General features: G+C 46.1%; 11 protein-coding genes. 6 read left to right on the top strand and 5 right to left on the bottom strand.

What is annotated here, in order from left to right; all coding sequences use genetic code 11:
* Positions 1-202: 202 nt before the first annotated feature.
* From LDX50_RS04175 to LDX50_RS04160, 4 genes are all read right to left on the bottom strand, one after another.
* Positions 203-817 (bottom strand): DUF6515 family protein, encoded by a 615-nt coding sequence (locus LDX50_RS04175; RefSeq protein ID WP_225697153.1) that lies wholly within the window; start codon positions 815-817, stop codon positions 203-205.
* Positions 818-1,000: 183 nt separating this feature from the next.
* Positions 1,001-1,417 (bottom strand): OsmC family protein, encoded by a 417-nt coding sequence (locus LDX50_RS04170; protein WP_225697152.1) that lies wholly within the window; start codon positions 1,415-1,417, stop codon positions 1,001-1,003.
* Positions 1,418-1,475: 58 nt separating this feature from the next.
* Positions 1,476-2,573: a DUF6920 family protein gene (locus LDX50_RS04165; RefSeq protein WP_225697151.1), complete on the bottom strand. Its 1,098-nt coding sequence runs from the start codon at positions 2,571-2,573 to the stop codon at positions 1,476-1,478.
* A gap of 89 nt (positions 2,574-2,662) precedes the next feature.
* Positions 2,663-3,172, bottom strand: a complete 510-nt coding sequence (locus LDX50_RS04160; RefSeq protein WP_225697150.1) for a TlpA disulfide reductase family protein — start codon at positions 3,170-3,172, stop codon at positions 2,663-2,665.
* Between the two features lie 118 nt (positions 3,173-3,290).
* Here LDX50_RS04160 and LDX50_RS04155 point away from each other — a divergent pair, with 118 nt between their 5' ends.
* The 3 genes from LDX50_RS04155 (at position 3,291) to LDX50_RS04145 (ending at position 8,766) form a co-directional block, all read left to right on the top strand.
* Positions 3,291-5,837, top strand: a complete 2,547-nt coding sequence (locus LDX50_RS04155) for a WG repeat-containing protein (protein ID WP_225697149.1) — start codon at positions 3,291-3,293, stop codon at positions 5,835-5,837.
* A 62-nt stretch (positions 5,838-5,899) separates the two neighbouring features.
* Entirely contained in the window at positions 5,900-7,525 is a 1,626-nt protein-coding gene (pafA, locus tag LDX50_RS04150) for an alkaline phosphatase PafA (RefSeq protein ID WP_225697148.1), read from the top strand.
* 35 nt (positions 7,526-7,560) lie between these two features.
* Positions 7,561-8,766, top strand: a complete 1,206-nt coding sequence (locus LDX50_RS04145) for an MFS transporter (RefSeq protein WP_225697147.1) — start codon at positions 7,561-7,563, stop codon at positions 8,764-8,766.
* Positions 8,767-8,876: 110 nt separating this feature from the next.
* Here the strand turns inward: LDX50_RS04145 and LDX50_RS04140 are convergent, their stop codons facing one another.
* A complete protein-coding gene (locus tag LDX50_RS04140; RefSeq protein WP_225697146.1) occupies positions 8,877-9,578 on the bottom strand; it encodes a head GIN domain-containing protein in 702 nt (233 codons plus the stop codon).
* 111 nt (positions 9,579-9,689) lie between these two features.
* On the opposite strand from LDX50_RS04140, the gene LDX50_RS04135 reads away from it, so the two are divergent.
* From LDX50_RS04135 to LDX50_RS04125, 3 genes are all read left to right on the top strand, one after another.
* On the top strand, positions 9,690-10,583 hold the full coding sequence (locus LDX50_RS04135; protein ID WP_225697145.1) for a hypothetical protein: 894 nt from the start codon (positions 9,690-9,692) through the stop codon (positions 10,581-10,583).
* Between the two features lie 149 nt (positions 10,584-10,732).
* Entirely contained in the window at positions 10,733-11,098 is a 366-nt protein-coding gene (locus LDX50_RS04130) for a hypothetical protein (protein WP_225697144.1), read from the top strand.
* 134 nt (positions 11,099-11,232) lie between these two features.
* Complete coding sequence (locus LDX50_RS04125) at positions 11,233-16,143, top strand: 2-oxoacid:acceptor oxidoreductase family protein (RefSeq protein WP_225697143.1); 4,911 nt, start codon at positions 11,233-11,235, stop codon at positions 16,141-16,143.
* Positions 16,144-16,152: the final 9 nt, after the last annotated feature.

Here is a 16,152-nt window from a genome sequence, read left to right as displayed (position 1 = left end):
TGATACAATAATAACATCTTTCTTTCACTTTACCCATTGTTTGTGCATCGAATGGCTGCCTTCAAATTAAAATTTCATCGAGCGATTACCAATGCTCAATGAGTAATAATTCAAATAGAATTCTTTCCCTTCCATTAATCGGGATTGGGCCGGATATAAAAAAAGGCCGTCTTTCAACGGCCTTCCCAATCAACAGGTTTGCTTATATAACCTCGAATCCAACCCCGTCTTCAAATTCTTCGGCGTCAACCTCGCGATAGGTCACCCCATCAAGCTCATAATATTCTACATCGTCGATCACCTTAACAGTATATCCTTCGGGCAACGCATCCACCACCGCACCGGCTGGTGCGTCTACCACCTCATACTCGTCACCTTTCTGAACGTAAAACGCTCCGTAGTAGTAATGGTAACGGATTCCCATATGTGAGAGGGCAATCGCCCTCGCCGGCAGAACGCGTACCCGCACACCCGCAACCGGGCGTACAACGGTAAATGATTTTCCATGCGCGTGATAGTATATTCCGTTATGATAGTGATAGGCATTTCCACGGACTTTGACATGCACCGCACCTGAAGGAAGGACGGTTACTGTGGATCTGTAAACCGGAAGGCCTGCGTAACGAACGTGCGCTCTTCTTGAAACACGCCGATGCACACGGCGTTCAACACGACGGTCAAATCTTCGGTCCACCCGACGATCCACGCGTCTTTCTACGCGCTTAGCTACGGTCTGAGCACTGGCAGTTGAAACGAACTCATCGGTTCCGGTGAGAAAGAAGCATATCAGTAAACTTGAAATCAATATCTTGTTCATGTCTTTTTAAGTTGTTTCGAAGGGTTAGATGTCTGTTTCATGTAAAGGTTTAATCCCACCCCTAATTTTTTATATATCGGCAGCAGATATGCGTAGTAACCCGCCCTTGGCGCCCGTGTATTAAATTCACTTAAATTCATAAAAAAAGGGGCCGAAGCCCCTTTGTACTAGAATATTTAAAAATCAGGAAAGCTCTGTGGAGAGCGTAATCTCGGTTTTTAATAATTTGGAAATCGGACAAATTTCTTTGGCTTTTTTAGCGATCTGGTCGAATTCCTCCTTGCCGATACCGGGCACTGTCCCCGTAAGCGAAAGATGGCTTTGCGTAATATTTCCGTCTTCAAAGGTAATAACTGCCTCCGTATCCAGGTTTTCCGGGGTATATCCGACCTCACCCAGCAGAAAACTCAATTGCATGGTAAAACAACCAGCATGTGCGGCTCCGATTAATTCTTCCGGATTGGTTCCGATTCCTTCTTCAAACCGGCTTTTGAATGAATATTGCGTATTGTTTAGTACCGAACTTGCCGTGGTAAGGGTTCCTTTTCCGTCTTTACCCGGACCTTTCCAGTTGGCGCTGGCTTTTCTGTTGAATTTCATAATTTATTGATTTAGTAGGTTTAACAGTATTAACGAACTTAAGAAATTCTGGTTAGCCTTAATTCAGCTTTTCCACATTTTCCTGGAAGACAACGTCTGTAATCTCCAGCTGCAGCCAGTTCCATAATCCGCTTTCGAGTTCCCATGAAACCGATGCGCGGGTTGGGATAAGAACACCACTAAATGCTTCATAGCTCTGCGGATCAATATCCACTACCCAGTTTTCGAGTGATGCTCCCTGATCACGCTGATAATATCGCTTTGCTTCAAACTTCACCGGTCTTCCCATCTCATCAAACGTGAATATGCCAAAACCGCCTGTATCATTCCAGTGGAAGGAGGCCTTCACTTTCTGATCGTCAATTTCCTCCCAGGAGATGTAATTTTGCACGGCCGCCCACGGAAGCCAGATGATTTCACTGAGGAACCGTATCGCTGTGGCCTGGTTCATCTGATCACCGGTTGCATGAACTGCCGGATAAATTCCGTACACCTTGATCAACATCTCACCATCACCGCCACTGAATAAGTCGCGTCCGCGGAAATTCATCAGGGAATTACCTACATCTGCACTCCAGATGAATCCGGGAGGTTCGATAGAAAACACCTGATGGGATGAAAATGGCATCCAGTCTCCGGATTCTGAAATTTTCATCTGACCCGCCTGGTCCACTTCAACTGTTGCAGGAACCACTGTGCCTGCAATATTGGAAAATACAAGCCATTGCTTCACAGAGGCTGGCAGGGTTTCAGGGATCGTGAGTAATTTGCCGCCCCGTGCATCTGAAATAATTTTTTCCTGAGTTACAGAAATCGAGGTATGTTGAAAAGACCAGTTGGCCAGTCCGTAAACTATCCCAATTAAAATTACAAGGTTAGCAATGGTGCCGAATCGTGCGTCACCCCATTGCTGAAAAATTAGTATCTGTGAGGTTAACACGGCAAATGTTGCCACAATCCACCAAATGTCATTTTTCAGAATGCACAAAACGGCGGCCAATATAAACAGTACGACAGCCAGCCCCCAGAAAAATCCGTTTTGGGGAGAGATTTCCCGTTTCAGCTGAGCGACGGGAGTAATATCGAAAGCTTTAATAAATCCGAGCAGATGGATAAGCCCATGGATGATCATTATGATGCTGAAACCTGTTCTCATAACGGAATATCAAAAGAAGACATTCTCTATCCAATGATGTTTGTCAGTTAGCGTACTGCAAGATTACCCTGAATGACTGTGATTCGGATTTATTGACCTTTTTCCAGCGCTTTTTCGAGTTGCCGTATCAATGCTTTACCCTGGCTGGGCCGTGCGGCATTGCGGTTTATGATTTTACCGCTTCGGTTCACGATCATATATCGCGGAATGGTGGAAACCCCCAATTCTTCATATAACCTTATGTGCAGCGGCTGATCCACGAGCAGATGGTATCCGTTGAGTTTCTCCTGTTCAACAAAATTCATCCACTTCTGCTCGCGGTTTACATCGAGAGACACATAGAGAATGGCGATGTCCGGATTTTCAGACCTGAAATCATCCAGATTTTCGTAATAGGCAAACTCCTGGATACAGGGGCGGCACCACGTTGCCCAAAAATCCAGCAACACTACTTTTCCCTCAAATTGCTGAAGTACATCACTCAGTTCATTATATCCCCCATTCTTCAAAAAAGTGATGTCTGAAGCGTTTTCCTGTGCGTTCAGGACCAGCGGAATTGAAAGAATAAGGATGAATATTTTTGTTCGTAATGCCATCATAAGCTGTTAAGATAAGTAAAATTTACGGTCCCTTGTCCATATTCCCCTGTTCTGATAACTAATCCCTACCTACTATTATTATATTCGCAGTATGCGAATTCTGTTCACTTTGGTGTTGTTGATAATTTTTTTTCCGGTGTTTTCACAATCCGGACCAGCTAAGCGCGCGTTAAAAGCATTGGCCGAAAATGACCTTGAAAAGGCTTCGGAATTCATATTGAAAGGGTTGGAAAAAGACAGTCTGGATCCGCTGGTCTACTACAATATTGCACGATTCCAGGTACAGAAGCCAGATCCTGCGCCAGACTCTGCGAATCATACTGAAATAAAGGCAAGGGATCTGTTTGGTATGTTAATGCCTGATGATCAGGAAAAATATGCCAGGAACGGACTTTCCCTCATTTCACTGGACGTACTGCGCTTGAAAATTGACAGCCTTGCTTTTGAACACGCATTGTCCGAATTAAGCGAAGAAGGTTTCATTCATTTTCTGAATGAATATTCCGGCGCTTCGCAAAGAGCCAGGGCTGCTGAATTCCGCGATTCGCTTGCCTATGTTTCCGCCCGAAATGAGAATACGTACCAAAGCTATCGCAATTTTATGGATAAGTATCCTGAGGCTTCCCAGGTATCATTGGCAAGTGAAAGATATGAACGGCTGTTTTTCGAGGAGGCAACGGCTGACGGGAAGCTCAGCAGCTATGAGGCCTTCCTTGCTAAAAACCCTGCAACACCGTACAGGTCTGAGGTGGAGTGGACGATATTCTCCATGAGTCTTCCGACTCCTGATCCAAATGAACTCCGCAATTTTCTGCAGCGATTCCGGAACAGACCGGTTTCAACCGATATCAGAAATTATTTGTATTACAGCCTGCGTGAAAAATCCCAACTGGATGCAATGCCGGAGATCTGGAATGACTCCCTGAGACGCATACATCAGATGAATACAGAAATGTGGATTGCCACATTCGAAAAAGACCGGACCCAATTTATTGATGCCTCGGGGGATGATAAATTCAGTATTGACCGGGACGCGCTGTCGGCAGATTATCAATGTGAGGTACTGTCGACCGACTTCATTATCGGTATAAGTCAAATCTATTCACGTCAGGGTAATCGCATCTATGAGGGAGACTTTACGTCGGCGGTTCCAGCTAAAATGGGATTCATTTTGCTAAATCAGGAGAATAAGTTTGGTTTGATAACCGCATGGGGCCGGGAAGTGCTACCTATGGAATTTGAAGAGATCGAAGTCTTTGAAAGCGGAATGATCAAAGCCCGAAGGCGAAATGGATGGGATTTATATTCCTTTACAGGCCGTCAGCTGACCAATGAAAAAGCTGACGATATCCAATATGTCGAGGGACTTTATATCGTAAGCAGGAAGGACCAGGCAGCGTTTCTCAGCGCGACGGATATCCAACCGGCATTGGAAGCAGATAAAATTATCCGGCCGGATTATATTGATGATTACGAGCTGCTCAATGAACATATCTGGATACGAATTGGCAATAAAGAAGGGTTGCTTGATTTTAATTTGAATGCAGTTATCGAGGTGGCGCCCCAGCGGGTGGAACCGCTTGAGGCCGGTATTCTGGTACGCAAACCTGATGAGACGATCGTCTACAGTGCATCCATGCTCCAAAAATTTCAAACGACTGAATCGTTGCTGGCCTATAATGATCAGTATATCCGGTTTTCTGCTCCCGAAACAGAAGGATTGTTTGATATCACCTCCTTTCGTTTTGTAGCGTTGCCGGATTCCGCACGACTGCTTGGCAATTATGGTGCGCTCGCCTTTTTACGCGAAGGGTTTGCAATTTATCAATATGGCAGGGAGGTTTTCAGAAGCAGGGAAAAGGTTCTCAAAACAGCTGTACTGGAAAACAATGGAACGGAATGGGTGATTTTGCAGCAACCAAGGTATGCACAATTACTGACAAGTGAGTCTCTCGTTCGGTTGCCTGATCATGATAATATTTCATTATTAACAGATTCACTTTTCATCCTGTCACGCGCAGGGAGAAAGACCCTGATCGATGCCCGCGGGAAGGATCAGCTATCCGGAGCTTACCAGGGCATGGCAAATTTCGATGGCAGGGATCTTTCCTTGCTTAGGAATGGTAAATTCGGTGTCTACAGACCCGCTGAAAAGATGCTGATCCCGGCATCTTATGAGAAGATGCTAACTGCCTATGGGGATTATTACTTCGTTGCAGTCAAAGATGGCCGCAAAGGGCTAATCGACAAATCAAACAAAACAGTTATCCCCTATGCGTATGATGAGATCATTTATTGGAATGATACATTGATTTTTGGAGTGGACAAAAACACGTACAAGTTTCACGTGGTAGGAGGGGATGTACTACCCGAAAATATCTTTACGTCTTACCGCATACTCAGACAGGATGCTTCAGGTAAAATCATTATGGCGTTCAAGGATGATCATTTCGGGGTTTACAGCAGCCAGGATGGTGAGGTTTTGCCGGCCACCTTCGATGATGTGGTTGACCTGGGAAATGGCGGGAAACCCTGCTATTTCACCGAAACGTATGTTGAACAGGCAGATCTCCATGTCATTGTTTATTACAGCAGTGATGGCCGGATCCTCAAAAAACAAGCGATGGAACCCTCTTTTTTCTCCGATATATATTGCGATGAGTAACGATTGTTCGACATAGAATTGACCAGAAAATGTATTGAATGTGATAACTTTGAGGTTTATTAATGAGACCAGAAAGAATCATGATCAAATATCTGTTATCACTCATCTTCACCCTTACCTGTATTATTCATACCCAGGCGCAGGAAAAGCCCAGACTGGTGGTGGGTATCGTCGTAGATCAGATGAGGATGGATTATATCTATCGATTCCAGCACCGCTTCGGGAACGACGGATTCCGCCGGCTTATCAGAGAAGGCTATACACTGGATAATGCTCATTACAATTATGTGCCCACTTCTACGGGTCCCGGCCATACCTCAGTCTATACCGGAACCACACCGGCGAATCACGGAGTAATCGGAAATTCCTGGTATGATAAGTTCATTGACAAAAACGTCTACTGTGCCGGGGATGAGAACTATAACACTGTAGGTGCAGATGATGACAACGGACAAATGTCTCCTCACAGAATGCTCACAACCACCTTTACAGATCAGCTCAGGCTGGCATTGCCCGAGAGCAAGGTGATCGGTATTTCCATAAAGGACCGTGGGGCTATCTTTCCGGCGGGTCATTTAGGACTGGCCTACTGGTATGATCCTTCTTCCGGGGATTTTATCACCAGCGATTATTACCATAGTGAGCTGCCGAAATGGGTTGAGCGTTTTAACAAAAGGAGATTTCCTGTAAAATATATGCGTCAGACCTGGAAAACCCTCGAGCCGATTAATACCTACGAGGCAAGCGGTCCGGATGAAAGTCCCTATGAACAGGGCTTGCTGGGCAAAACAACTTTCCCCTATGATCTTTCTAAATCTGATGACAAATCTTTCGGCTTGTTGAATTCCACTCCTTTCGGAAATGATTTGCTTACAGAACTTGCAATAACCGCCATTGAGGAAGAAAAGTTAGGGCAGGATGATGAACGTACGGATGTTCTTGCGGTAAGCTTCTCCTCTACCGATTATATCGGGCATAACTTCGGGCCAAGGAGTGTGGAGGTTGAAGATACCTATCTCAGGCTGGATCAGAATATTGCGCAGCTTCTCCGAACATTGGACGACGAAGTGGGCCCAGGAAATTATACTGTATTTCTGACGGCAGATCACGGCGTAGCAGACGTCCCGAAATATCTTATGGATCAATCCGTTCCGGCAGGGTATTTACAGGGGAACCTGGAAGTTAATGAATACCTCACTGCCCAACTGGGTGAAGGGAATTGGGTTCGAAATGTGTCATTCGGACAGATCTTCCTGAACCATGAGCTTTTTGAAGAAAAGAATATTTCGATCAGTGAGACGTGCAATAAACTTGTCACGTATTTACTAAAGAAAGATGGAATTGGTTATGCCTGGACAGCTGATAATTTGATGCGATCCTCGTTCGATGAGCAGGGGATAAAGGGTTTGTTTGTTCGCGGATACAACCTGGAGCGTTCCGGTGACGTTGCATTCAGTCTTGAGCCCGGCTGGTTATGGTCCTCCAATGAGAGAGGAACCTCGCATGGTTCTGCGTTTAATTATGATACCCATGTCCCTGTAATTTTCTTTGGTAAGAACGTACGACAGGGCAGAACGGCAATTTATCATACGATTACAGATATCGCTCCAACAATTTCAGCGATATTGTCAATCACTTTGCCAAATGGCGCTACAGGAGAGGTTCTTGAAGAGGTAATCCAGCGATAAAGGGACGGCCCCTTACGAACAATTAATCAATTATCATGGGGGCAGGTCTTCGCTCATTTTTCAGTATTTATTCACTCCAGTTTTGGCTGTTGTGTTTTAGCTCTTTTCTCTTTTTTGCCAGCTTTAACATGATCATTCCGGAATTGCCATCCTATCTCACACGGCTGGGCGGAGGAGAATATAAGGGGCTGATCATTTCGCTTTTTACCCTTACAGCCATGATCTCAAGGCCCTTCAGTGGAAAGCTCACGGATCGGGTTGGCCGAATTCCGGTGATGGTTTTCGGCGCCGGGGTATCCTTTATAATAGCAATCCTGTATCCTGTAGTTACTTCGATCGTGGGCTTTTTTATTCTTCGGTTTTTACATGGATTTTCCACCGGCTTTAAGCCTACGGGTACGGTAGCCTACATTGCAGATATCGTTCCGGATAACAGGAGGGGTGAGGCCATGGGCTTGTCGGGTGTTTTCGGATCAATAGGAATGGCAAGCGGTCCCGCATTGGGAGGCCAGCTCGTAATCTGGTTCTCAACCGATGTTATGTTCTATGTGTCCTCTGCCATGGCGATTATGTCGGTTCTGATTCTTGTGGGGATGAAGGAAACCCTCGAAAATAAGCAGAAATTCAAGTGGGAATTTTTACGAATTCACCGCAATGAGATCATCGAACTGCGGGCCATACCTCCGATGGTATTCCTTTTCTTTTCAGTATTTTCCTATGGGGTGGTTCTTACAATCATCCCGGATCTCACCGAATCACTTGGCTTTCAGAATAAAGGAATATTTTTTACGGTTTTTGTGGCTGCTTCCATCGCGGTTCGCATCATTGCCGGCCGGATCTCAGACCGTTACGGACGGGAACCCGTACTGTTGGCATCCTCTGTAATTATTATGATCAGTATGGTGATGATCGGGTTGGCTGAGGATTCATTTCTGTTCTTTGCCGGTGCTGTTGTATTTGGGATCGGATCAGGTATAAACTCACCCACGGTTTTTGCATGGACGGCCGATTTATCCGACTTCAGGAACAGGGGCAAGGGCATGGCCACCATGTTCATCGGCCTGGAGGCCGGTATTTTTGCCGGAGCCTTTATTTCAGGGTGGATTTATGGCAATAAATTGAGCAATATCGGATCCACGTTCATTTTTGCAGCCTGGATGGCTGGAACCGCACTTGTGTTGCTGGTCCTCTATATGCTGTTCTGGAAAAAGAAAATGAAACCCGTGGAGCAACCTACTTGACCAACCGTTCCGCGTTATATATGTGAGCGGGGGTCGCATAAATTAAATAATAAAAAGAGGCACCCTTTGGAGGCAGCCTCTTTTTTGACCTTGTGTTTGACCTTGAAGTGCTAGTCTATTTTGCGGATTTTCCCGCTTCCTGAGCTGTTGTTATTGAGTTTCTTAGGTTCGCCGCTGTAGTAAACACTGCCGCTTCCGCTGATCCTTGATTCGATGGACTCAGAGGCGTGGATATAAACACTGCCTGAACCTGAAATGTGAGCGTCTACGTTTGCCACTTTAAAATCCCGGCCATCTACCTTGCCTGAGCCTGAAATGTGACATGTTAAATTTCTTCCGGTACCGGTCATTTCAACCTCACCCGATCCTGATACAGATATATCCACATCACCCGCATTGGCACCGAACCTGACTTCTCCGGAACCACTCACAGAAATATCCAGATCATCTGTCTTAAAGGTTCCTTCAACCTCCATATTGCCGGATCCGCTAACACCAAGCCGGTTGATGTTCGGCATCGTAATATATATTTCGTATCGTCCTTTGCTGCTGTTCCACCAGCTGTTGCCCTTTCTGCCTATATTGAGTGTATTACCGCGAACGTCAAATTTCATTTCTTCGAAAACTTCATCAGAGCCGGAAAATTCTACACTGAATGCCGACCCCTGCTTGATGTATACATTACCCGATCCTCCGAGATTTACTCCTTCAAATCCTGATACATTAACTTTTCTCCGATCCTGGGCCTGCACCGAAACTGCAAACCCCAGCATCAGAATAAATGCTGTGAATAGTATGTGTGTTGATTTCATTGGTTGGTACATTTGATTGTCTATACTATAGACTGCAATTATTGTGAAAGGTTGCATAGCCCTGAAGATTTTATGAATTTTAATTCCGATCCTGCTCAATGACGACCTGACATGCTTGCTATCCTCCTTTGTATAATCGCCAATGTTGGTATTTTCCTGTCATTCAGGTTGTTTCAATACTACCGGGTAAATACTTTTCATGCCATCGTTGTGAACTACATTACCTGCGTTGTGACCGGCGTCCTGTTTACCGGCTGGCCCAATGTTGTGGACGTTGTAAGGGGTGATACCGACTGGATCCCCTGGGCTGTTGTGTTGGGTGGCATATTCATCGCCACGTTTTACTTAATGGCGCGTACCACCCAGGTCTTCAGTATGACAGTGGCCTCTATTTCTACAAAAATGTCGCTCATCATACCCGTGCTTTTCAGTCTCCTGATTCTCGGAACCCGGTCCAGGGACTATAATTTGCTGAACTACCTCGGCATGGCGGCGGCAGTTGTCGCCATTGTGCTCAGCTCAGTCCGCAAAAAATCGCAAGATAATTTACCGTCTAATGTCGGGGCACTTTGGTATTTACCGCTCCTTGTATTTCTGCTGGGTGGATTGATTGACACCACCCTCAATGCGGTTAATCAGTATTACCTGAGCGAACCCGAAGAAAAAGTATTCCCGATCTTTATTTTTGGTACGGCCGGAATTATCGGATTTGTAATTGTACTGATAAGGGGCAGCGCATTTTCACGGCATAGTATCACCGGAGGTATCTTTTTGGGTATTGTGAATTATTTCTCAGTTTATTTTTTACTCATGTCCCTCCGAGTATTTAAAAATGATGGGGCATACGTTTATCCGATGATTAATGTGGGTATCATACTAATTTCAGCACTGATTTCAGCCCTGTTTTTTGGTGAAAAGTTCACCTATCTTAAAATGGCAGGGCTCCTCCTTGCCATTGCGGCTATCCTGTTGCTCTCCCATCAGGAGCTGATCGCCTTCTTTTAAAGCACCTATTGATTGTCAACAACTGGTTTGACTCAAATCATAAACTGAGTTGACACCGCTCATAAGAGCCGACACCATATATGGATAGCTTGGTAATCGCATATTAACACTATGCCTGCATCAAACTACTAATTCAAAATTTTGGAGCCATGTATGATCAAATGATTCAAACCACCCTGGAGTCGGCCGATGAGCTGTATTATGCAGCGAAAGAAGAACTTTGCCGGCCAGAAGAAGATGTCGTGCCCTATATGGTATGCAATAATGCCTATAAATCAGTAGGGAAGTACCTGACAGGTTATTTATTAAAGAAAGGTATTGAAATCCATAGTTCCATGTCGCCGGATGTTCTGCTGAATCTCTGCCGGGATGTTGATTCTCGATTTAATGACCTCCATCTTTCTCCACTTATGCATACCGATAATCCCGAGGATGTATGGGTGAATATGGATACCGTTCGAAAATTCATCGATCTGGCCACACAGACCAGAATGCTGGTAGGTGTAGAATCCTGAAACATGCTGACGAACTCCAATTCTGAAATCATACAAAAATACAATCCCGGTGTTGTGCCGGGATTTTACCATGTTCATCATGGTGCCAAAATCAATCATTTAAGAACTCCTGAAATCCACAAAAAGTGATCGTCATGGACAAGAAAAATAATGTAAAATATCCCGGTGTTCGTGTTGCCATGGATGGTAATACCGTAGCCATCATGTGTGAACGCGAATCTACCGATGCAGCGGGCGCTTTTCCCATTACACCTTCTACCCAGATGGGTGAATATTGGGCAGAAGAGGCCGCAAAAGGGCATTTGAATATTTCAGAACGCCCGTTAATCTTTATAGAACCGGAAGGAGAACACGCCGCAGCAGCCGTTACAGCCGGTTTATCCATGACGGGCCTGAGGGCCGCCAATTTTTCTTCCGGCCAGGGTATCGCCTATATGCATGAGTCATTGTACGCGGCCGTAGGTAAACGACTTACCTATGTGCTGAACATCGGTGCACGGGCTATGACAAAATCCACCCTGAACGTTCATGCCGGTCATGATGACTATCATGCCATCGATGATACTGGGTTCTTTCAGCTGTTTGCGAAGAAGGCGCAGTATGTGGCCGACCTCAATATAATCGCACACCGCATTGCCGAGCTGGCCCTCAATCCCGGTGTCGTGGCGCAGGACGGATTTCTTACAACCCACCTCATCGAATCACTGCAGCTGCCCGAACGGGATTTGATCATGGAGTATCTGGGCCGTCCCGACGATATCATCAAAACACCAACCCCTGCGCAGCGCATTATTTACGGTGATACACGGCGCAGAATTCCAGAGTTGTGGGATGTGGATAATCCTGTAATGGCTGGTATTGTTCAGAACCAGGATTCCTATATGCAAAGCGTCGCAGCTCAGCGGCCTTTCTTCTTTGATCATATCAGGGAACTCACCGATCAGGCCTTCGAAGAATACTATAAGCTCACCGGACGCCGTTACGAACGAGTGATGTCGTATCGTGCCGAAGATGCCGACTACCTTATTCTGGGTCAGGGTAGTGTTGTGCCCAGTGCTGAGGTCGTTGTTGATTATTTGCGTGAAACAAGAGGTATAAAGGTAGGCGTGGTTGACCTGGTAATGTTCAGACCATTCCCTGCTGACCTCATTGGAAAGGTTCTCAAGGGCAAAAAAGGTGTTACTGTACTGGAGCGTCTAGATCAGCCGCTTGCCGAGGACTCACCAATTCTGCGTGAAATCCGTTCCGTTATGACCAAATGTGTTGAGAACGGAACCAATAAAAAAGAAAAACCATATCCGTTGCTACCGGATTATGCCCCTGGCGATGTGCCTGCCCTTTATTCAGGATCGTTTGGAATGGGTAGCCGCGATTTACAGCCCGAAGGAATAATAGGGGCTATTGAGAACATGCTGCCGGATGGTAATCATAAAAAGCTCTTCTATCTGTCGATCGACTTTATTCGCGATACTCCCATCTCGCCCAAGCAGCGTGCCTATCAGGAGACTATCGAAGAAGCCTACCCGCATGTTAAGGAACTTGCCGTCCATGGTTCGGAAAATCCCAATCTCATGCCCAAGGATGCGATTACTGTTCGTTTCCATTCAATCGGCGGCTGGGGGGCAATTACCACAGGTAAGAACCTGGCGATGACCTTGTTCGACCTCCTTGGTTACGATATTAAAGCCAATCCCAAATACGGTTCAGAAAAGAAAGGACAGCCAACAACTTATTACCTGGCAGCCGCTCCCGAACCTATTCGTATGAACTGTGAATATTATTTTGTGGATGTGGTGCTTTCTCCCGACCCCAATGTGTTCAAGCATACCAATGCGCTGGCCGGACTGAAAAAAGGTGGATGCTTTATCATTCAGAGTGATAAGAAAACACCCGATGAAGTATGGGCCGATATTCCACGTCAATATCAGAAACTGATTGTTGAGAAAGATATTCATATCTTCTACATCGACGGATTTAAAATTGCACGGGAAGAAGCAACCGATACTGAACTCCAGCTCAGGATGCAGGGTATTGCTTTCCAGGGTGCGTTTTTCGCAGCTTCGCCCCTGATGAAGAAGTCGGGCTTATCGGATGTAGCCCTGCTGAAGGCGATCGAAGACCAGCTCCAGCATAAATTTGGAAGCAAGGGACAACGTGTTGTTGATGATAACCTTCGCGTTGTGAAAAGAGGCTTCGATGAAGTTCATGAAATAAAAAACAAGGTGGTTGGCGCTGAAGCAGATGCCAAATCGAACGGAATGGAAATCGTGCCAATTCCCAACATGATCAAGGACATACCCAGCAGTGAATCAAACCTCAGCGATATTCACCGATTCTGGGAACAAACCGGAAATTTCTACCTGAAAGGAATGGGCAATGATAACCTTACCGACCCATTTATCGGACTGAGTGTGATGCCCGCGGTAACTTCCTTGTTCCGCGATATGACAGGTATTCGATTTGAACATCCGGAATGGATTCCAAATAACTGTACTGCCTGTGGTAACTGTTATACAGTTTGTCCGGATACCGCCATCCCCGGACTGGTAAGTGAGTTGTCGGATGTGCTGGATACAGTTGTGAAACGTGTGAAAAAGAGTCACGACAAACTGGAGCATCTGCCCAAGGCAGTTCGGAAAATGGAACCTGTGATCCGTGGACTTTTTAATGAGCCACACGACAGTGCAACCGTAAATAACCTGATCAACGATGTGATTGATCAGACCATTGAAGAGAATAAGAAAGATGAGTCTTACACACGTGAAATGGAATGGTTCAGGGATGAACTGGGTGATTTCAAATTCGCTCTTACCCGTCCGTATTACGACCTCCCTGAAAAAGACCAGCCCAATAATGGAGGTTTATTCAGTATAACCATCAATCCCAATACGTGTAAAGGTTGTATGGAGTGTGTTGAGGTTTGTGGCGATGACGCACTCAGACCTATTATTCAGACTGAGGGAACCGTGGCCAGACTTCGTGAGGAATGGGATTTCTGGGGAGACCTTCCCACCACACCTGAAAAATACAACCGGATCGACGACCTGGAAGAAAAGATCGGACCACTGGAAACCATATTGCTTAACAAGGAAGCCTACCTCAATTTTGCCAGTGGCGATGGTGCCTGCCTTGGATGTTCTGAAAAATCGGTGATCCACCTGTTTGTAGCAACAGTGGAATCGCTCATGCAGCCACGCATTAAAAAGCATGTTGCCCACCTGGAAGAGCTTACTGCAAACCTGGAGAAACACATCCAGCTGAAATTAATGAATACAGTGAATGTGGCAGATCCCGAACGGATGAGCAAGATCGTGGCGGAAATGGCCGATGGAGATCTTACGATGTCCGGACTTGCCGGCAAACTGGAAGCCGAACAAGGCAGTGAACCTATCGATCCTGAATGGTTACGTGAGGTTACACAGCTTCTTGCCAAGTTAAAGCAGCTGAAATGGAAATATACAAGCGGAACCACGGGTAAGGGAAGATCAAACATGGGTATGACCAATGCTACCGGATGTACATCCGTTTGGGGTAGTACATATCCCTACAACCCGTATCCGTTCCCATGGGCCAATCACCTGTTCCAGGATTCAACCTCCATGGCAATGGGTATTTTCGAAGGACACATGGCCAAAATGGCGGAGGGCTTCAAAACCATCCGTAAAGCTGAAATGGAACTGAAAGGTGAATATGATCCGAAAGCGAAGAAGGATTTCTTTACCTACTTTACATGGCAGCAATTCACAGATGAGGAATGGCTTCTTTGTCCACCCGTCGTCGCATTAGGCGGTGATGGCGCCATGTACGATATCGGATTCCAGAATTTGTCCAGGATGATGGCCTCCGGTAAACCGATCAAGGTGATCGTTGTCGACACCCAGGTATATTCCAATACAGGCGGACAGGCATGTACGTCAGGCTTTATAGGACAGATTTCAGATATGGCCCAGTATGGCAAAGTCTGGAAAGGCAAACCGGAGCCGAGAAAAGAGATCGGACTCATCGCCATGGCACACCGCAACACCTACGTTCTTCAGGCGACACTGGCGAATACCAGTCATATGATTGAAGGATTTATAGACGGACTTACTGCAAAACGTCCGGCTCTCTTCAACCTGTATACAACCTGTCAGCCAGAACACGGTGTAGGGGATGACCTGGGAACACACCAGGCAAAACTTGCCGTAGAATCGAGGGCATATCCGATTTTCAAATACAATCCGGAAAACGGCGTGAAGGCAGTCGAAGCGTTCGACCTGGATGGAAATCCGGCAATCGATGAGCTCTGGCCAACGTATGAACTGAAATACATGGAAAATGGCCGGCAGAAATCGATGCAGGTAGCGATGACATTTGCTGATTTCGCGCTAACGGAAGCACGATTCAGAAAACATTTCAGAAAAGCACCAAGGGATACATGGAATGAAAATATGATCCCACTGGCAGATTTCCTCGAAATGGATTCCGATGAGCGGGAAGGTAAATTCCCATTTATCTGGGCGGTTGATCGTAATCAGCACCTCAACCGGGTTCTGGTTGCCAAAACCATTGTGGAATCCTGTGAGGAACGTCGCGACTTCTGGATCATGCTTCGTGATATGGCTGGCGTTAAGCCCGAGATCGTGGAAGAGGAAGATATTGAAAGCAAGGTGCGTGCTGAAGTTGTAGGAAAAATTGCCCAGGGCCTTATGAAGCTTGCGGGTGGAGACGGTTCAGGAATCGTTGAACTGGCATCAGCACCAGCCAAATCTGAACCGGTGAAAGTCGCGCAAAATGGAAGCGCCAGTACCGGCGACTATATGGCCCCGTGGCTTGAAACTGAAGAGTGTACCTCGTGCGATGAATGTACCAAATTAAATCCCAAGATCTTCGCCTATAATAATGACAAGAAGGCGTATATCAAGAATCCGGATGGCGGTCCGTACAGCGACCTGGTAAAAGCAGCTGAAAAATGTACCGCACGGGTCATTCACCCGGGATTGCCGGCAGATCGGACTGAAAAGGATATTGATAAATGGATCAAAAGAGGGGAGAAATACAATTGATGTCCTGAT

The organism is Fulvivirga sedimenti (assembly GCF_020328055.1).
This window is presented reverse-complemented; position numbering and strand designations above follow the sequence as displayed.